Source organism: Lampropedia puyangensis (assembly GCF_004833285.1).
In the GTDB taxonomy this organism is placed as follows: Bacteria; Pseudomonadota; Gammaproteobacteria; order Burkholderiales; family Burkholderiaceae_C; genus Lampropedia; species Lampropedia puyangensis.
This window is the reverse complement of the sequence record NZ_STFG01000001.1, coordinates 688,008-705,286: the sequence shown is the minus strand read 5'-3', so window position 1 is coordinate 705,286 and position 17,279 is coordinate 688,008. Positions and strand designations below refer to the sequence as shown.

Sequence of the window (17,279 nt, the reverse complement as noted above, 5' to 3'; positions counted from 1 at the left end):
CAAATTCAAACCTAATAATCGTCAGGGAATTGACAGTTAGTCACGACCTAACAGACAGATTTTCGCAAGCCTTGCCCAATCAAAAACACCTCAGATGAGCGACTGCGTGATGCTTTGGGTTTATACGGCTTGCTTTGCTTGAAGGTATCGCGAAATAAGCCGACCAAATGGTCATACCCAGGGCCATGAAACACTTTAGCCACCATAACGCCATCAGGCTTGAGATGGTGCTGCGCAAAATCTACGGCCATTTCAATCAGATTTTCAATTCGCGCGCCATCCGTAGCGGAATGCCCGCTCAAGTTGGGCGCCATATCAGAAACAACGGCATCGACCGGCCTGCCACCCACCGCACTCTCCAGCTGCGCCAAGATGGCATCATCCTGAAAATCACCCTGTATAAAGTGAATACCTGCAACAGGCTCCATCGGCAACAAGTCAACGCCAACTACTTTAGGCCCCAGAACATTACCTTCGCTCTCAAGCGTCAAGTTCAGTTTGCGACTCAAATATTGGCACCAGGCACCAGGCGCGCACCCTAAATCCACAATCACTTGGGCTTTTGCCAGCAAGCGATGCTCTTCATCGATCTCTTTGAGCTTGTATACCGCCCTGGCGCGATAACCTTCTTTTTGCGCCAACTTCACATAAGGGTCATTGAGGTGGTCGTACAACCACGTTTTATTTACTTTTGAACCCTTGCCCTTCGTCGCCATTGTGTTTAAACCTTTTCGAAATACACCTGAAACAACCATGAATTGATGTTCCAAGCACGTCACAGCATCTTGCATCGCCGATAATCATGCCATGACTTCATTGACCCTGACCCCAGCGCAACGCCGCAGTTTGCGCGCGGATGCCCACCACCTCAACCCTGTTGTACTGATTGGTTCAGACGGACTAACTGCCGCTGTCGAAAAAGAAGTGGCCGCTGCCCTGGACGCACACGGCCTGATCAAAGTACGTGTTTTCAGTGATGACCGCGCTACCCGTGAGTCTTATCTACAAACACTGGTCGAGTCTCTCAACGCAGCCGCAGTGCAGCATATTGGTAAGTTGCTGGTGATTTGGCGCCCTCAGGCCCCAAAAGCAAAAGCAGCTGGCGATGGCAAGGCACCAGTAGACGTCAAAGTCGTGAAACACAGCAAAAAACTAGGACTCAAGCCAGAGATCAAAACCTTGCGTGTATTAGGCAATCAGCGTTTGACTGCGGGGGGAAATATCAAAAAATCCAAACCCAAACAGACTTCCGCGAAAAAAAAATCACTCGATTGATTCACGCACTGCGCATCAAAACATTTGAAGGCTTTGCGCGAAGCAATACTGCTGTGCAAGCCATTCAACCTTACCCAATGAGTCAAACTTGAGGGCCACACACCATGGGGCAATCTCCTGCCGTGAACACCCATAATCGACACGTTTTGTGCATGAAATGGGGCAGCAAATATGGCCCTGAATACGTCAATCGTCTCTATGCGATGGCCCGCAGGCATCTGAACGGGGATTTTCGTTTTATCTGCCTCACTGACAACACCGATGGCATTCGAAGCGAAGTCGAATGCTTTCCCATTCCTGAATTGGATTGGCAACGCTATCCCAATCAACCAGATCGCGCATGGAAGAAACTAGCTACCTTTTCCCAGGATCTGAAAGACAAATACCAGCTAGAAGGAACAGCTTTATTTCTTGATCTGGATGTCGTTGTTGTTGGCTCATTAGATGATTTCTTCACGCAATCAGGCTCCTTTAGGATCATCCACGACTATGCGCGCCCATGGAAAAAACGCCGAATCACAGGCAACTCATCCGTCTATCGCTTTGAGATCGGCGCGCACACAGATGTGCTGGAGTATTTTCAGCAGCACGTTGCACAAGTTCAGCAAGCATTTCGTAATGAGCAGGCCTACCTTTCTGACTTTCTTTTCAAACAAGGGCAATTGGCATATTGGCCTGAGCAGTGGTGCCCCAGTTTCAAATACCACGGTATCCCCTTATGGCCCACAAACTACTGGAGAGAACCCTTCATTCCGGACGGTGCGCGCATCGTGATTTTTCATGGTGAATGCAACCCACCAGACGCTGCGGCAGGAAGGCGCAACCGGCGTTGGCGCTTTATACGACCAGCCTCGTGGATAACTCAACATTGGCATGAGTAACTGCCCCGCCCCATAGTGGCTTGCTCTCGCTCTTCAGCCCGCACATCAATACCATGCCAACAAACAACACAGGAAAATTGACAGCCAAGCGCTTAGGCTTGATTTGTTTCTTCCTCATTAACACCATCGTATTTTGCAGCCTCGGCACATGGCAAGTGCAACGACTGGCATGGAAGAGAGACTTGATCGCTGCTGTTGATTCACGCATACATGCTACCCCACAACCCATAGTTAACCCAAGCGAATGGCAAAAATGGAAGCGGGAAAATGCTGAGTATTTACCCATTCAAGCTAAAGGGCACTGGCTGCAACAAGAAAAAATCCTTGTGTATGCGAATACAGAATTAGGGCCAGGATACTGGGTCATGGCCCCATTTGCCCTAGCACCAAACAGCACCGCCGAAACAAACAAAGAATCCATTCTCTGGATCAATCAAGGCTTTGTCCCCACTGAAGCGAAAAAGGCACAATCCAACCTTCCGACTCAAGAATTGTCAAACACAGTTGTGTCTGGGCTTCTGCGCTTCCCTGAAGAGGAGAATCTTTTCCTACGCAAAAATGTTCCCACAGAGGATCGCTGGTACCGTCGCTGGCCGCAAGAACTGAGTGCCGCTCGTCACATTGATGTTAAAGCAACCGCACCATTCTTCATGGATGCCTTTGCAAATTCCGACTCATCCTCCACGTCCGAGACCAAACCGCGCGGCGGAATGACACAAATCCAGTTTCGAAATAACCACCTCAGCTATGCCATCACTTGGTTCATTCTCGCGCTTCTGAATATTGCAGCCTTGGTTTTTATTCTTTTTCTCGATCAGAAAAAGAAGCTGTAACAAGGAACGCGATAGGATGCGCAAAAAAACGTGTTCGATGCAGAGGGGCAAATCAACCACTTGACTGACTTGCACACAGCTGCCCCACCACAAAGTGGAATCGCGTACCAAGCAGATACCTATCGAAAACAACCGGATAATACACAGTGCTGATGCAACGCCAATTGCCTGTGGCATCGCTCAACGCCTCAATCGCTCCGACACCCCTCTTCGACTATAAGCGCCATGCCATTGAATCTTCCGACGCTGCTAACACTCAGTCGTATTGTGGCCATCCCGTTGATTGTGGTGGTCTATTACCTTCCCATTGAGATTGCCTTGGCCAACTGGATTGCGGCCATCTTATTTATCGTTTTTGCCATTACAGACTGGCTCGATGGCTATTTGGCGCGTAAATTGGGACAAGCTTCTGCATTCGGCGCGTTTCTTGACCCCGTGGCCGATAAATTTTTAGTGTGTGCTGCGCTGTTGCTGCTCGTACACCTTCAGCGAATTGATGTATTTGTCGCCCTAATCATCATTGGACGCGAGATTGCCATATCGGCACTGCGCGAATGGATGGCTCAAATTGGCGCGGCCAAAAGTGTGGCCGTTCATATGATCGGCAAGGTAAAAACCACAGTTCAAATGATTGCCATCCCCTTTTTGTTGCTGGATGGCCCTCTCTTAACACTGTTGCACACACGCTTTGTGGGGCAAATCCTCCTTTGGGTTGCTGCAGTTTTAACAATCTGGTCGATGATTTATTACATGAAACAAGCCTCTTTAGCGATCAAGGCACGTTTACACCAGTAGAATGAAGCGCAGGCAAGGATCTAAAATCCTTGACAGTCGCTGAGGGGCGCTATTTAATCGCCATCTTGTGGTTTTCATCCTTTAATCATGTGTCGGGTTGCCGCAGTACAAAAGAAGTTGAATCAGCTTTGATCCATTTCTCGTTGCGTCCTGAACTTTTTTTCATCAGAGAAGAGGCATATCGTGAACAAAACAGAACTTGTTGAGCACATCGCAGCTAACGCAGATATCTCCAAAGCCGCCGCAGCACGTGCATTGGATGCTACAATTGGTGCGATCAAGACAACGTTGAAAAAAGGCGGTAGTGTTGCCGTTGTTGGTTTTGGCACGTTTGAAGTATCTAAACGAGCAGCCCGAAAAGGACGCAATCCTCAGACTGGTGCAGAAATTAAGATCAAAGCAGCAAAAGTTCCTAAATTTCGTGCTGGTAAAGCACTAAAAGATGCTGTAAAATAACGTTTTTCCGGTGGGGTGCTTAGCTCAGTTGGTAGAGCGGCGCCCTTACAAGGCGTAGGTCAGCGGTTCGACCCCGTTAGCACCCACCACCCACCGTTTTAAAAAAGCACTTATTAATTTAAGTGCTTTTTTTTCGCCTATTGAACAGGCGTTGAGTCAGATTTTCCTGCTCCACAAAATAGGCAAAATTGCCTATTCACAGGCAACCCAACAAGACGGACAGAGAAAGTACCGTAGACGCATTACCAATCTGGCGTAACGTAGTCTGTCCACTCATAGAGCGCGCCAAGAATGTCCTGCTGCGCCTCGCTCGCATCATCAGACAAAGCGTCAATTTCGGCCATCAATTGCGATGCAGTTCGAGCCCCTGCATACCCCTCAATCAATACGCGCTTGCGATGCTGCTCCCATTGCGCCATTTCTTGCTCACTCAGTGTTTCTACATGGTTGCGTGCGCGGTAAAAAAACACCAATTCATCTAAGCGCGGATCCTCAAAACGCCCTTTGCACTCAGACCACTGATCCAAGGGCCTTTTTTTCAATTCCAGCAATCGTTTTCTATCGGCATCAGACACAAAACCGCCATACAGATCTTGCTCCGCCATCACAGCGACACCAAGATCGTTTTTTTGCCTGCTGAAGACTTCCGCCCAAATCGCACTCATATCAGGCAAAGCTTGTGCCCACAATGCGTGCTGCTCCAGCGTTGCCATATCCATATTCCAGCGTTGTTGTACCTGCGGTGTCAATACTTTTAAATTACCGACAACCATTGGTGATTTATTCATATGGATACTTTTGATGGGTAAACGCACGATCCCTTCGGGCAAATCAACCTGCCGAGAGAAAAGGCGCTGGCGAATGGTTTGAACATCCAAGTCAAGCAGTTCGCGCGGATCGCTTGCCAAATTCCATGCAATCACTTCATTGCGATTAGTTGGATGATTGGCCAAAGGCCACATGACTGCCAAGCACCCCTGCTCAACAGGAAACATCCCTGAAATATGCACAAAGGGTTTAACTTGGTTCTGCGCAGCGGGAAATCCCAACTCTTTCGCAACCATCCGCTTATCGCGTAGTGCAAGAGCATACTCAAATAAGCGAGGCTGCTTTTGTCGAATAAGGCGTGCCAGTGCGATCGTTGCACGCACATCAGATACCGCATCATGGGCCGCTTCATGCAACAAACCGTTCGAGGCAGAAAGCAACTCAAGTTTAAAGCTCGTTTTTCCGTCCTCTCCCACAGGCCAATTCACGCCTTCTGGTCGCAACGCATAAGTCATGCGAACCACGTCGAGTAGATCCCAACGGCTGTTGCCATCACGCCACTCCCGCGCATAGGGATCCAACAAATTACGCCATAACAAAAAGCGCGTGAATTCATCGTCAAAACGAATCGTGTTGTATCCAACACCAACCGTCTCGGGCTGAGAGAATGCCTGTTGAATTCGATCAGCAAACACGTGCTCCATTTCTCCTTTTTGCATGGCCTGTTGCGGGGTAATCCCCGTAATCAAACATGCCTGCGCATCTGGCAAATAGTCCAAAGGTGGTTTGCAAAACCACTCCATCGGCTCTTGCACCTCATTGAGCTCCATATCTGTGCGAATAGCTGCAAATTGCGCGGGTCGATCCTTTTTGGGATTAGCACCAAAAGTCTCATAGTCATGCCATAAAAAGGTTTGCATTGCTCACTCGTATCGCTTGTAGATATTGAAAAAAAGATTTGCCAAGCTGAAATCAATCGGTAGTGATCGCATATGCGGCGCTCTACACGTCAGCTTTCAAGACAAGGTCACTATGCGCATTATTGCCGCCCTCGCACTGTTTACTCACCTCAAACATGTATCAGAGATACGCTCGCAAGAACACACCACGAGCAAGGCTCCAACACGGCCCATAAGTCGTTGAAGAAAAATTCTGCGACTGATTTGCCCTTCCACCGCACCAAGCTAGGCGCAATCCTTTAGGTACATGCATCACTGATCCACCATCTAGGCCTCACGCACCTTCTCAAACAAAAAGCAAGAAACCCCCATTGTGTAAAGAACACACACCCATACACATACAGTGCGCATACAATTTAAAGCTATGCAAACGCCCAACTCATTGACAGAAACTCTGTCACTCCAAATTGATCAACTGCTTGAGCGCCTGCGCACTGCAGAACAAGGCCATGCGCAGCTTGCACAACAAGTTCAGCTATTGACCCAAGAGCGTGACGGCTTGGTTCAGCGGCTTCATACCGCACGTGATCGCGTCGATGCGCTGCTGGAGCGTTTGCCTGACTTACAGAACGCCTTGGAAGGCAAGCCATGAAGCAAGTAGAAGTAAAAATTTTGCAGCAAAGCTACTTGCTTGCTTGCAAAGAAGGGCAAGAGACGCGTCTGTCTGATGCAGTCCGTTTGGTTGATGACGCAATGACCCGCATTCATGATGCAGGTAAAGTTCGCGCCCGCGAACGCATCGCAGTTCTGGCAGCCTTGAACTTAGCCTACGAATTAGGCGATTTGAGGCAAGCTCATGAACAGTTGCAATCGCAGTTGCCCGCAGTTCCTGACGAACCAACCGCATCCCATGCACAAGACACAGATATGCAGGAACAATTGGCTGCGCAAACCGTAGCATTGCAAACATTAGTTGCCAAACTTTCAGATGCTCTACAAGAGCACACTGGGCAAGAGCAAGATACGGATGATTTTTTTACCGATGCGGTTATGCAGGATGCGGTTTCTGTGAATGACGCACCTCCTGATCAAGCCCAAGCCGCGCCGCAGGTGCAGCAACCAGGTTTTTTCTGAATATACCCCTTGGCAGATGCCGATGGAATCAAACACATCGCGCTTGAAAAGCAGCTAGATCGGACAATGTAGACAGAGGACGTGCAGTCCTACAACTCTCAAACATGGATGCTTAAACCCTGTTGTTTGTCAGATAGAGCCTAGGTTAGGACAGCAACATCGATCACAACCAAAGCCGCTCACGCAACCAAGTGATGATCAAAGCGTTAACTTCCTCGGGCCGCTCTTGCTGCGTCCAGTGTCCGCAATCGCGAATCAACGCGCGCTGGATCAAAGGCACATAACGCTCTATTCCCTCCGCTGTCGCTGGTGGTAAAAAAATGTCGTGCTCAGCACAAACCATCAATGCAGGCAACTCGACGCGATCTGCAACCCCTTGGGTATCCTGCCAATTACGAGCCAGGTTTCGGTACCAATTCAAGCCACCAGTAAAACCCGTTTTCTCGTAAGTTTTGACATAAACGCTCAACTCTTGCTCAGTCAGGAAAGAAACGCCTTGAATACGTTTATCTTGCCCAAGCAAGCTGGCAGGTAAGCTTTGTAGCGCTTCAGGAGCTTGGCTGAAATCACGCATCAACGCATTAGGGCGGCACATCATGCCCGCAAACGTGGCATACACATTCGCCTCCAACAAAGCCTCCCCCTGCCCCGGCTTTTGGAAATACACCATGTAATTACTTTCCCCACGGTATTTGCGTAGGGTGTCAATCAAATGGTCTTCCGTACGGCGTGTGTAAGGCGTATTGAGCGCGACGACGCCGAGAAACCGCTTGGCATGGTCTCTCGCCAATGTCCAAGCCAACGCACCGCCAAAATCATGGCCAATCACAACACATTGGGCGATACCAAGAGCATCGAGCAAGCCCACTACGTCACAGGCAAGGTTGTGCATCCGGTAATCGCTGAGCGAGCCATGCAAACCGGTATGCCCATAGCCTCGCAGATCGGGCACGATCACTTGGCAGCCGGCATCTACCAACGGTTGAATTTGGTGTCGCCATGAGTAGGCCAATTCTGGAAAACCATGCAGCAGCAATACAGGCAAACCACTACCGGCGCAATGTGTTGAGAACACCATGCCATTGCTCACAATAGCTTGCGCGGCTGGCATCTCAGGATAAGGAAACGTCAATTCTGAATGCATAGCCCAGCATAGCGGGCAATAGTGCAGAAGAGCTGTCGCCAATGAGGCTTGCATGCCAAAGCCGTCATGGCGATCGAAACTGAAATGTAAACCGCTCAGCAGTACTTGCTTTCATCGCGTGAAAGCTGGCGAATTCGCTCGCCATCCGAATGGGTTTTCGCACGCTCAATGCGCAGCGCACGGCGTGTGGCATCACAGCGCTGAAGACTTTTGGTTGATGCCCTGCCGGGCACTCGGCTGTCATAGGCATTTTGCCTGAATCGCTGGGCTGCATCTGCCGACTCTTTCTGACGTCGGGCACGTTGCTCTCGATCAGCACGTTCGGCGTCACGCTGCACATCAGCGTCAACACCTTGGTGAAGCACAACACCTTCTGGGCAAGCTTGATTGGTCCAAATACGACTACCCTTTTCGTCTTTGCACTCGTATATCTGTGCAGAGCAAATGCCTGTTTGCACAGTCCAAATAAGAAGCAATAGTTTTTTCAACATCAAAGCACTTTATATGAACAATCTTTTGGGCAACAAGAGGCTTTGCCCACTGTCTAAGAACGTGTTTACGATCTTTGACGCTTAAGAATTTTGTTGACGCGTCATTTCCGATGGTGCAGTAGGTATATGCCCTAGTGCCGCCTGTCCCCTTTGCGATTGTGAGCGCAAAGTGAAGTCCGATAGAATCAAGCAAAAATAGCACGGTCGTTCTATTTAAATTCTTTTTTGCCATTTCAATCAACCACCTACCAAGGAGACTTCATGACGGCTGAATACAAAGTGCATGATGACGTAGCCATCATCACTCTGAATAACCCGCCTGTTAACGGCTTAGGGTTCGCAACACGCAAAGGCATTGTCGATGGGGTTGAACAAGCCCTTGCCGACTCGAAAGTCAAAGCCATTGTTATCACAGGTGCTGGCAAAGCCTTCAGTGGTGGCGCAGACATCACTGAATTTGGCAAAGACGCTGCATTCCGTGAACCTAACCTGCATGGGGTCATCACGGTCGTTGAAAATGCCGATAAGCCAGTGGTTGCTGCCATTCACTCCGTTGTGATGGGCGGAGGGCTGGAGCTGGCATTGGGCTGTCACTACCGTGTAGTGGCTGCAGGCACCAAAGTAGCTCTACCTGAAGTGAAGCTGGGTTTGCTACCTGGCGCTGGCGGCACCCAACGCTTGCCGCGTGTGATTGGGGTTGAAGCTGCCCTGAACATGATTGTCAGTGGCGAAACGGTTCCCGCAGAGTTGCTGGCTAACGCACCAGGTCAAAAACTATTTGACGAACTGGTCGACTCCCCACAGGAGCTTGAGCAGGCAGCCATTGCTTTTGCCAAATCCGTGGCCAACGTAAAAGACTTGCCCAAAGTCCGCGATCTGCCTTGCAAGCATCCACAAAATGAAGCCTATTTTGGCTTTGCCCGCACCACTGTTGGCGCCATGGCAAAAAATCTTCCGGCCCCACTCAAATGCCTGGAAGCCGTTGAAGCTGCCACCAAACTGAAATTCGATGACGGTTTGGCTAAAGAGCGCGAGCTGTTCATCAACTTGATGTGGACGCCTGAATCGCGCGCACTGCGTCACCTGTTCTTCGCTGAACGTGCAGCATCAAAAATCGATGATGTGCCAAGCAGCACTGCGTTACGCGAAATTAAAACCGTGGGAGTGATTGGAGCGGGCACCATGGGCGGCGGAATTTCCATGAATTTTCTCAATGCAGGCATTCCTGTGACGATTCTGGAAACCAAGCAAGAGGCCTTGGATCGCGGTATTGCCACGATTCGCAAAAACTACGAAGCCCAAGTCAAAAAAGGCAAGCTCAAACAAGAGAAATATGAAGAGCGCATGGCTTTGCTGACACCCACCCTGCAGTACGGGGATCTGGGCAATGTAGATTTGGTGATTGAGGCTGTCTTTGAAGAAATGGGCGTCAAAGAGCAGGTTTTTCAACAACTCGACGCGGTCATCAAACCGGGGGCGATCCTGGCCTCAAATACATCGACATTGGATCTGAACCAGATTGCATCCTTTACCAAGCGCCCAGAAGACGTGGTTGGCATGCACTTCTTCAGCCCAGCCAACGTGATGAAGCTACTCGAAGTCGTGCGGGGCGAAAAAACGGCTAAAGACGTACTCGCTACCGTGATGGCATTGGCCAAAAAAATCAAAAAAGTGGCCGTCGTTGCAGGCGTCACCGACGGGTTCATTGGCAACCGCATGATCGAGCAATACAGCCGCCAAGCAGGCTTTTTGATTGATGAAGGCGCTACGCCTCAACAAGTGGACAAGGCCGTCGAGAAATTTGGCTTTGCAATGGGGCCATTCCGCATGGGCGACTTGGCAGGCAACGACATCGGTTGGGCTATCCGCAAGCGCCGTGCCGTAGAGAAACCAGATTTGCGATACAGCAAAACTGCCGACCTGCTGTGCGAGAAGGGTCGCTTTGGTCAAAAAACCGGTGCGGGTTGGTATGACTACGAACCAGGCAAACGCGAGCCAATCGTCAATCAAGAAGTGCTCACCATGATTGAGCAATACCGCAAAGATGCAGGCATCACACCGCGAAAAATCAGCGACGAGGAAATCGTCCAACGACTGGTATTTTCCTTGGTCAATGAAGCTGCACACATTCTTGAAGAAGGCTTTGCCCAGCGCGCCAGCGATATTGATATCGTCTACCTGTACGGCTATGGCTTCCCCTTCTTCCGTGGTGGCCCCATGAATTACGCCAATGAATTTGGTCTCTTCAACGTGGTGGAAACAATGAAACGTTTTGCCAAAAATCCGCATGACGATGCCAACTTCTGGCAACCAGCGCCATTGCTCAAGCAATTGGCTGCGGAAGGCAAACAGTTCCAATAAATCACCCCCACTCACGGCCGACAGACAAACAAAACAGACTGCGGCCGATCGCAGAAAAGGATTTAATTCATGACATCCGCATTGATCGTATCCACCGCGCGCACCCCTCTGACCAAGAGCTGGAAAGGCGCCCTCAATATGACCTACGGCCCCACCATGGGTGGGCATGTGGTCAAACATGCCGTTGAACGCGCGGGTATCGAAGGCGCAGAAGTTGAAGACGTGATCATGGGCATGTCCCTGCCAGAAGGCACGACAGGCGGCAACGTGGCACGCCTCATTGCCACGCGTGCAGGCTTGCCTGTCACCACCTCGGGCATGACCATCAACCGCTTTTGTTCATCGGGCCTGCAAGCGATTGCCTTGGCGTCCCAACGCATCATCGCAGGCGAAAACGATGTATTGGTCGCAGGAGGGCTGGAAAGCATCTCATGCGTGCAGGCCAACCTCAATATGCACATGGCCGTTGACCCAGAGCTGCAAGCCATGAAACCAGAAATTTACTGGAACATGCTACAAACCGCAGAGCAAGTAGCTAAACGCTACAACATCGGGCGCGAGGCCATGGACGAGTATGGCGCTGCAAGCCAGCAAAAAGCGTTTGCCGCACAACAAGCTGGCAAATTTGCTGATGAAATCGTTCCCATCACCACCACCATGGGCGTGGCTGACAAGGTTCGCGGGCTGATGACCAAACAAGTCACGGCCTCGCAAGACGAAGGCATTCGTGAAGGCACCACAAAAGAAAGTATTGCAGGCCTGCGCTCAGCCTTGCCCGGCGGCTTGATCTCTGCGGGCAACGCAAGCCAATTTTCCGATGGAGCAGGTGCCTGCGCCATCGTCAGTGAAGCCTATGCCAGCCGCAAAGGGCTTAAACCCTTGGGACGCTTCTTGGGTTTTGCCGTAGCTGGCTGCGAACCAGATGAAATGGGCATCGGCCCTGTGTTTGCCATTCCAAAAGTGTTGAAAAAGCTGGGGCTTGGCATCGACGACATTGATCTGTGGGAACTCAACGAAGCCTTTGCCGTGCAGGTAATTTACTGCCGCGACAAACTAGGCATTTCCAATGACCGCTTGAACGTCAATGGCGGTGCGATTGCACTGGGCCACCCTTATGGGGTTTCTGGTCAACGTCTGACCGGCCACGCACTGATTGAAGGCAAGCGCCGCGGCGCTAAAAAAGTGTGCGTAACGATGTGCATTGGTGGTGGCATGGGCGCAGCGGGCATTTTCGAAGTGCTGTAATCGCGCATCTAATGCATCATCTGCATGCGCAGCAGCCATGCACACGTTCAGTTCAACAAGCGGCCTGCAAGACTCTTTGCAGGCCGTCTTCATTTCCATTGCCACTATTCCATTTCGAAGAGGTGTCCCAAGCTCAGTCACTACTGCTTGATATAAGCCATTGCGACAGCATGATTTCGAACTGATAAAGCATGCTGCTATTCGTGCATCAGCACGATGCAAAAAAAGAATGAGGCGGCCCCGTCTTCCCATAACAGAGTAGAACCCAAGTACACCAGTCTTCCGATACGGAGCATCCTAGAATGTATGCTTACATCTACCAAAGGTTTATCAGGAGTTCTTGATGCAGCACATTCACCGCTCTCCCAACAAAACCATCCACGGGCGCGCCTTGCGTATCGCCTGCACCAGCCTTAGCGCATGGATTGTGGGCATCACTGCGGCCATATCTATCTCGCCATCCACAGCCATGGCCAAAGGTGAAACGATTGGCACGGTGGACACCGCTTTTAAGCTGATTGGCCGCGACCACGACATCATCGTTGAAGCTTATGACGATCCAGCGGTACAAGGCGTGACCTGTTATGTCTCGCGGGCCAGAACAGGGGGCGTAAAAGGCAGCCTGGGACTGGCTGAAGATCGCTCTGAAGCTTCGATTTCCTGCCACCAAGTGGGCCCCATTCAATTCTCCGCCCCCATTCCAAAACAAGAGCAGGTCTTTAGCGAACGTATCTCCCTTGTCTTTAAACGTCTGCGGGTTGTGCGCATGGTGGACATGCAGCGCCATACGTTGATTTACCTGACCTATTCCGATCGGCTCATTGACGGCTCGCCGCAAAACAGCGTCACCGCCGTTCCTATTGGCACGCAAACACCTATTCAATTGAAAGACTGAGCCTTCCCACGCAACTTTGCGGTCACCGTCTGAGGATGCCTGATGCACACGTCTGCTAGCTATTTACTCGCACTGGATCAAGGCACTTCGAGCTCGCGCAGCATATTGTTTGACCGCCAAGGTCGCATCCATGCCATGGCGCAGCAAGAGTTGCCGCAGATTTATCCCAGCCCAGGCTGGGTCGAACACGATGCCCGCACCATTTGGCAAACACAGTTGGCCACGGCACAACAGGTCATCAAACAATCTGGTGTGCACGCAGCGCAAATCAAAGCCGTAGGTATCACAAACCAACGCGAAACCACCGTACTGTGGAGCCGAAAAACTGGTCAACCGTTGCACCACGCCATTGTTTGGCAAGATCGTCGCGCCGAACCTGCATGTGCCGTGTTGCGTGCAGCCGGGCATGAAGCGCGCATTCAGGAAAAAACAGGCCTGCGCATCGATGCTTATTTCTCTGCAACCAAACTGCAATGGTTGCTTGACCACGTTCCTGGCGCTCGCGCGCAAGCTGAAGCTGGCGAATTGGCCTTTGGCACGGTCGACAGTTGGTTGATCTGGAACCTGACCGCAGGGGCCAAACATGTCACCGATGTCAGCAACGCTGCGCGCACCATGCTGTTTGATATCCGGCGCAATGTCTGGGACGCTGATTTACTCAAACTTTTGAACATTCCTGAATCGGTGCTGCCGCAAGTGCTGCCTTCATCGGCCGACTTCGGTCACGTCGATGTCCAATGGTTAGGGGCTGCGCTGCCCATTGGTGGGGTGGCTGGCGACCAACAGGCAGCTCTCTTTGGGCAAGCCTGTTTTAGCAGCGGCATGACCAAGAACACATACGGCACGGGTTGCTTCATGTTGATGCATACCGAAGCGCAATGCCATCTGTCACACCATGGTCTGATCACCACCAGCTCTGCGCAACCCAATGCGCGCGCGCAGTACGCACTAGAAGGTAGCGTCTTTGTTGGAGGTGCGGTGGTGCAATGGCTGCGTGATGGCCTGAACGCGATCAGCAACAGCGGGGCAGTACAGCATTTGGCCGAATCAGTACCCGATAGCGGTGGCGTCGTCGTCGTGCCCGCCTTCACAGGGCTTGGTGCGCCCTATTGGCAGCCGCAGGCACGCGGCACGATCACGGGCATAACCAGAGGCACAAGCATTGCCCACATTGCGAGGGCTGCACTCGAAAGTATCGCCTACCAAAGCACGGCTCTACTGCAAGCTATGGGCCTGGATGCCCAGCAAGCTGGCGCCGCCCCCCGTCACGCAATTGCGGGTAGATGGCGGTGCTTGCGTGAATGATCTATTGATGCAATTCCAGGCCGATCTGCTCGGCATTCCAGTGCTGCGTCCCCGCATGATTGAAACTACCGCATTAGGCGCGGCATGGTTGGCTGGGTTGCAGGCACATGTATACGCAGATACAGACGAGCTCGCAGCCCTTTGGCAAGCAGAGCGGCAGTTTTTCCCCACAATGAGCCGTGCACGTGCCAGCGCATTGATGGAGGAATGGGAGCATGCGGTCAGACAAGCCACGGCTGCTTAGCAGATTGGCAGTCAAGCACAGCAACGGCCACAACCCAAGCTACCAGTCATGGCGAATCAGGTATTCTCCTGCATGGAAAAGGCACCATAGCCCCAGTTTTTTCGCAGTCCATAGCCTTCTACAAGCGAGTCGATTGGTCTCCAAACGCAACCACAACTGCTATATTCGCCTCTCATGAAGCCTCGCAACCTCATCAATTTCTGCCGCCTGTGCGGGCATGCCGTCGAACACCGCATTCCTGATGATGGTGACACACATATTCGGGCTGTATGCCCTTCTTGCCACACCATCCATTACCTCAACCCGCTGAACGTGGTGGGCACCATCCCTGTATGGCAAGACAAAGTGTTGCTGTGCAAGCGCAACATTGAGCCTCGCTTGGGTAAATGGACTTTGCCTGCAGGCTTCATGGAGTTAGATGAAACCACTGCCGAAGGTGCTGCACGTGAAACCTGGGAAGAAGCGGGCATTCGCGTAGACATGGGCGCCCTCTTTAGCATCATCAGCGTGCCACGCGTAGGGCAAGTGCATTTGTTTTATTTGGCACAAATGCACAGCCCCGAGGTCAACCCGGGCCCTGAAACTCAAGAAGCCCAGCTTTATGCAGAAAACGAAATTCCCTGGGAAGAACTGGCATTTCACACCACACGTGTGACTTTAGAACGTTTTTTTGCTGATCGTAAACAAGGCCAATGGGCGTTGCACGATGAACGCCTTGACTAGCCTGGTCGTCAGCGATCACCCCCCGGTTTAAGCCATTGCGCAACCCATACCTGCGCCCACTGCACAGCCTCGGGCTCGGCATCGGGCATTTCGCTGGCATCAATAGTGAACAGGTCACCCATGCGCTGTGCGCCTAAATCCTGTAGGCGGGCATCAAAAAGTTTGCCGCCTGCGGCAAAGGTCTCGCCGTAAAAGCTGTCTCCCAAAGCAATTACGCCATAACGCAACGCCCCAAGATAGCGTGGATGCGCATCAAGGTCTGCATACAAAGGCAGCAAGTTTTCTGGCACATCGCCGTTACCGTGTGTGGAGGTACACACCAATACCACCTCATCAGCGCCGACCTCCAGAATCTCTCCTGTCGTATGGGCATTCGCCAAAACAACGTCAATGGCGTTCAATTCACCAGCCAACGCGGTTTGAATGGCTTGGGCGGCGTAAAGCGCGTTGTCGCTAGCCGTTCCGACAATGATTTTCAGTTTCATACTGTTTGTTGATGCACAATCCAGCCGGCATGATACCGGTGCCAGACCGCTGCCCAAAAGACAGCATCAGCCGTGCCGCTTTGCTTTGAGCGGTTTTACCAGTTGGTCAACCCTTTTCTTTGACTGCGCATGACAAATCCACCCTCTGCCCCCAATCCGCAGGCCAGCAACGCCGCGGCAGAATCACAGGAAATGGCCCGACGCCCTATTCAAGCCCGTTCAAATCCCTGGATTCAGCGCTTGAGCAAACAGCTGGCTCAAACAGGCATCACACCCAATGCCATCTCCGTGGCCAGCGTGGCATTTGCCGCATTAGGCGCAGCAAGTTTATTGTGGCTGCCTGCTGGCGGGAACATGCTTGGCTGCATTCTGGGCATTCAATTGCGCCTGCTATGCAACGTCATTGATGGCATGGTGGCTATTGAAGGAGGCAAAAAAACCCCAACAGGTGCGCTTTATAACGAAGTGCCAGATCGCATTGCCGACAGCATTTTGATTGTGGCACTCGGTTACGCGGTGGGCCATGATTGGCTGGGTTGGCTGGGTGCCTTAGCTGCCGCCCTGACGGCTTATGTACGTGTGTTGGGTGGATCCTTGGGCTTGGCACAAAGCTTTCGCGGCCCAATGGCAAAACAACACCGCATGGCACTGATGACTGCCGCCTGTGCTATTGCTTTACTTGAAGCGCCACTGAACCATACCCAATACGCCCTGCTGACGGCTTGCGCCGTGATCACAACCGGCTCTCTCATCACCTGCCTGACGCGTTTAAACGGTATCGCGACAGCATTGAAGCAGCAGTGAACGGCGGATGTAAGCAAACCGTTCCGTAAAGATGCGCTTTACATCAGTTGATAATGATTTCTATTTTCAGGCTATGGCAAAATAGCCGCTTAATGGGGTCAGCAATCTAAGTGCTGACTCCTTTTCACATTTGACTTCAGTGTGGCGCATTGCATTACCACCTAAGCGCCATTGCCCATTCATGGCATCTACGCCTGCGCCACCAGCCTTTTACAAGCATTCACCACCATGAGCCAGAACACACTCACCCTTGAACGCATGCGCGCAGACATCGCACGCATGGTGCATGAACAACCAGAAGACATTCAACTCGATGACAACCTGATGGATCTCGGGCTGGATTCCATGCGCGTACTGAATCTGTTGGTAAGTTGGAATGAAACCGGCATTGGTTTGGATTTCTCTGAGATTGCAGAACACACCACCTTGCAAGGCTGGTGGAGTGTGGTGCAAAAGCGTTTGGAACAGATCACCCCTTAATTGGCATCTCCCTAGGTAACGTGCGGCCAATTACTCCACGCCCAGCTGCCCATTTTTAACC

At 51.5% G+C, this 17,279-nt stretch carries 17 protein-coding genes, 1 tRNA gene and 2 pseudogenes; 15 read left to right on the top strand and 5 right to left on the bottom strand.

The annotated features are described in order from the left end of the window. Positions 1 to 47 precede the first annotated feature (47 nt). Complete coding sequence (locus E9531_RS02970; protein ID WP_136572217.1) at positions 48 to 716, bottom strand: RlmE family RNA methyltransferase; 669 nt, start codon at positions 714 to 716, stop codon at positions 48 to 50. Positions 717 to 807: 91 nt separating this feature from the next. Here E9531_RS02970 and E9531_RS02965 point away from each other — a divergent pair, with 91 nt between their 5' ends. The 6 genes from E9531_RS02965 to E9531_RS02940 all read left to right on the top strand — a co-directional run bounded on the left by E9531_RS02965 (position 808) and on the right by E9531_RS02940 (position 4,329). After that, positions 808 to 1,275 carry a YhbY family RNA-binding protein gene (locus E9531_RS02965; protein WP_136572216.1) on the top strand — a complete coding sequence of 156 codons (468 nt, stop codon included), beginning with the start codon at positions 808 to 810 and terminating at the stop codon, positions 1,273 to 1,275. A gap of 104 nt (positions 1,276 to 1,379) precedes the next feature. Continuing rightward, the gene (locus E9531_RS02960; RefSeq protein ID WP_136572215.1) at positions 1,380 to 2,156 is read left to right on the top strand and encodes a glycosyltransferase; all 777 of its coding nucleotides are present in this window, start codon (positions 1,380 to 1,382) and stop codon (positions 2,154 to 2,156) included. A gap of 53 nt (positions 2,157 to 2,209) precedes the next feature. Then, positions 2,210 to 2,989 carry an SURF1 family protein gene (locus tag E9531_RS02955; RefSeq protein ID WP_136572214.1) on the top strand — a complete coding sequence of 260 codons (780 nt, stop codon included), beginning with the start codon at positions 2,210 to 2,212 and terminating at the stop codon, positions 2,987 to 2,989. A gap of 225 nt (positions 2,990 to 3,214) precedes the next feature. Next, positions 3,215 to 3,784 (top strand): CDP-diacylglycerol--glycerol-3-phosphate 3-phosphatidyltransferase, encoded by a 570-nt coding sequence (gene pgsA, locus E9531_RS02950; protein ID WP_136572213.1) that lies wholly within the window; start codon positions 3,215 to 3,217, stop codon positions 3,782 to 3,784. A gap of 183 nt (positions 3,785 to 3,967) precedes the next feature. Next, entirely contained in the window at positions 3,968 to 4,240 is a 273-nt protein-coding gene (locus E9531_RS02945; RefSeq protein WP_136572212.1) for an HU family DNA-binding protein, read from the top strand. Positions 4,241 to 4,253: 13 nt separating this feature from the next. Beyond that, positions 4,254 to 4,329, top strand: a tRNA-Val gene (locus E9531_RS02940). 153 nt (positions 4,330 to 4,482) lie between these two features. On the opposite strand, the gene sbcB is transcribed toward E9531_RS02940, so the two are convergent. Further along, positions 4,483 to 5,928: an exodeoxyribonuclease I gene (gene sbcB, locus E9531_RS02935; protein ID WP_136572211.1), complete on the bottom strand. Its 1,446-nt coding sequence runs from the start codon at positions 5,926 to 5,928 to the stop codon at positions 4,483 to 4,485. Between the two features lie 403 nt (positions 5,929 to 6,331). Here sbcB and E9531_RS02930 point away from each other — a divergent pair, with 403 nt between their 5' ends. Together E9531_RS02930 and E9531_RS02925 are read left to right on the top strand one after the other, a co-directional pair. Beyond that, positions 6,332 to 6,559 (top strand): DUF904 domain-containing protein, encoded by a 228-nt coding sequence (locus tag E9531_RS02930; RefSeq protein ID WP_136572210.1) that lies wholly within the window; start codon positions 6,332 to 6,334, stop codon positions 6,557 to 6,559. After that, positions 6,556 to 6,870: pseudogene (locus E9531_RS02925) on the top strand (cell division protein ZapA); the annotation flags it as partial. The gene E9531_RS02930 and the pseudogene E9531_RS02925, both read left to right, overlap by 4 nt. A gap of 334 nt (positions 6,871 to 7,204) precedes the next feature. Here E9531_RS02925 and E9531_RS02920 read toward each other — a convergent pair. Both E9531_RS02920 and E9531_RS02915 read right to left on the bottom strand, forming a co-directional pair. Beyond that, positions 7,205 to 8,185, bottom strand: coding sequence for an alpha/beta fold hydrolase (locus tag E9531_RS02920; RefSeq protein WP_158291707.1), 981 nt, complete (start codon positions 8,183 to 8,185; stop codon positions 7,205 to 7,207). A gap of 95 nt (positions 8,186 to 8,280) precedes the next feature. After that, on the bottom strand, positions 8,281 to 8,676 hold the full coding sequence (locus E9531_RS02915; protein ID WP_136572207.1) for a hypothetical protein: 396 nt from the start codon (positions 8,674 to 8,676) through the stop codon (positions 8,281 to 8,283). Positions 8,677 to 8,937: 261 nt separating this feature from the next. Here E9531_RS02915 and E9531_RS02910 point away from each other — a divergent pair, with 261 nt between their 5' ends. From E9531_RS02910 to E9531_RS02890, 5 genes and pseudogenes are all read left to right on the top strand, one after another. After that, positions 8,938 to 11,037, top strand: a complete 2,100-nt coding sequence (locus E9531_RS02910) for a 3-hydroxyacyl-CoA dehydrogenase NAD-binding domain-containing protein (RefSeq protein ID WP_136572206.1) — start codon at positions 8,938 to 8,940, stop codon at positions 11,035 to 11,037. Positions 11,038 to 11,106: 69 nt separating this feature from the next. Beyond that, a complete protein-coding gene (locus tag E9531_RS02905) occupies positions 11,107 to 12,282 on the top strand; it encodes an acetyl-CoA C-acyltransferase (protein WP_136572205.1) in 1,176 nt (391 codons plus the stop codon). A 469-nt stretch (positions 12,283 to 12,751) separates the two neighbouring features. After that, positions 12,752 to 13,177, top strand: a complete 426-nt coding sequence (locus E9531_RS02900) for a CreA family protein (RefSeq protein WP_136572270.1) — start codon at positions 12,752 to 12,754, stop codon at positions 13,175 to 13,177. 42 nt (positions 13,178 to 13,219) lie between these two features. Further along, positions 13,220 to 14,726 (top strand): annotated as a pseudogene (glpK, locus tag E9531_RS02895) (glycerol kinase GlpK). 174 nt (positions 14,727 to 14,900) lie between these two features. Beyond that, a complete protein-coding gene (locus E9531_RS02890; protein WP_136572204.1) occupies positions 14,901 to 15,449 on the top strand; it encodes an NUDIX hydrolase in 549 nt (182 codons plus the stop codon). Between the two features lie 8 nt (positions 15,450 to 15,457). Here the strand turns inward: E9531_RS02890 and E9531_RS02885 are convergent, their stop codons facing one another. Then, entirely contained in the window at positions 15,458 to 15,934 is a 477-nt protein-coding gene (locus E9531_RS02885) for a flavodoxin domain-containing protein (protein WP_136572203.1), read from the bottom strand. 129 nt (positions 15,935 to 16,063) lie between these two features. On the opposite strand from E9531_RS02885, the gene E9531_RS02880 reads away from it, so the two are divergent. Both E9531_RS02880 and E9531_RS02875 read left to right on the top strand, forming a co-directional pair. Beyond that, on the top strand, positions 16,064 to 16,738 hold the full coding sequence (locus E9531_RS02880; protein ID WP_211343349.1) for a CDP-alcohol phosphatidyltransferase family protein: 675 nt from the start codon (positions 16,064 to 16,066) through the stop codon (positions 16,736 to 16,738). Between the two features lie 228 nt (positions 16,739 to 16,966). Continuing rightward, positions 16,967 to 17,218 (top strand): phosphopantetheine-binding protein, encoded by a 252-nt coding sequence (locus E9531_RS02875; protein WP_136572202.1) that lies wholly within the window; start codon positions 16,967 to 16,969, stop codon positions 17,216 to 17,218. Positions 17,219 to 17,279 lie beyond the last annotated feature (61 nt).

Excerpts from the sequence above, each read along its gene's own strand:
- E9531_RS02970 (WP_136572217.1), bottom strand. The coding sequence starts at position 716 with ATGGCGACGAAGGGCAAGGGTTCAAAAGTAAATAAAACGTGGTTGTAC.
- E9531_RS02965 (WP_136572216.1), top strand. The coding sequence starts at position 808 with ATGACTTCATTGACCCTGACCCCAGCGCAACGCCGCAGTTTGCGCGCG.
- E9531_RS02960 (WP_136572215.1), top strand. The coding sequence starts at position 1,380 with ATGGGGCAATCTCCTGCCGTGAACACCCATAATCGACACGTTTTGTGC.
- E9531_RS02955 (WP_136572214.1), top strand. The coding sequence starts at position 2,210 with ATGCCAACAAACAACACAGGAAAATTGACAGCCAAGCGCTTAGGCTTG.
- pgsA (WP_136572213.1), top strand. The coding sequence starts at position 3,215 with ATGCCATTGAATCTTCCGACGCTGCTAACACTCAGTCGTATTGTGGCC.
- sbcB (WP_136572211.1), bottom strand. The coding sequence starts at position 5,928 with ATGCAAACCTTTTTATGGCATGACTATGAGACTTTTGGTGCTAATCCC.
- E9531_RS02930 (WP_136572210.1), top strand. The coding sequence starts at position 6,332 with ATGCAAACGCCCAACTCATTGACAGAAACTCTGTCACTCCAAATTGAT.
- E9531_RS02920 (WP_158291707.1), bottom strand. The coding sequence starts at position 8,185 with ATGCATTCAGAATTGACGTTTCCTTATCCTGAGATGCCAGCCGCGCAA.
- E9531_RS02915 (WP_136572207.1), bottom strand. The coding sequence starts at position 8,676 with ATGTTGAAAAAACTATTGCTTCTTATTTGGACTGTGCAAACAGGCATT.
- E9531_RS02910 (WP_136572206.1), top strand. The coding sequence starts at position 8,938 with ATGACGGCTGAATACAAAGTGCATGATGACGTAGCCATCATCACTCTG.
- E9531_RS02905 (WP_136572205.1), top strand. The coding sequence starts at position 11,107 with ATGACATCCGCATTGATCGTATCCACCGCGCGCACCCCTCTGACCAAG.
- E9531_RS02900 (WP_136572270.1), top strand. The coding sequence starts at position 12,752 with ATGGCCAAAGGTGAAACGATTGGCACGGTGGACACCGCTTTTAAGCTG.
- E9531_RS02890 (WP_136572204.1), top strand. The coding sequence starts at position 14,901 with ATGAAGCCTCGCAACCTCATCAATTTCTGCCGCCTGTGCGGGCATGCC.
- E9531_RS02885 (WP_136572203.1), bottom strand. The coding sequence starts at position 15,934 with ATGAAACTGAAAATCATTGTCGGAACGGCTAGCGACAACGCGCTTTAC.
- E9531_RS02880 (WP_211343349.1), top strand. The coding sequence starts at position 16,064 with ATGACAAATCCACCCTCTGCCCCCAATCCGCAGGCCAGCAACGCCGCG.
- E9531_RS02875 (WP_136572202.1), top strand. The coding sequence starts at position 16,967 with ATGAGCCAGAACACACTCACCCTTGAACGCATGCGCGCAGACATCGCA.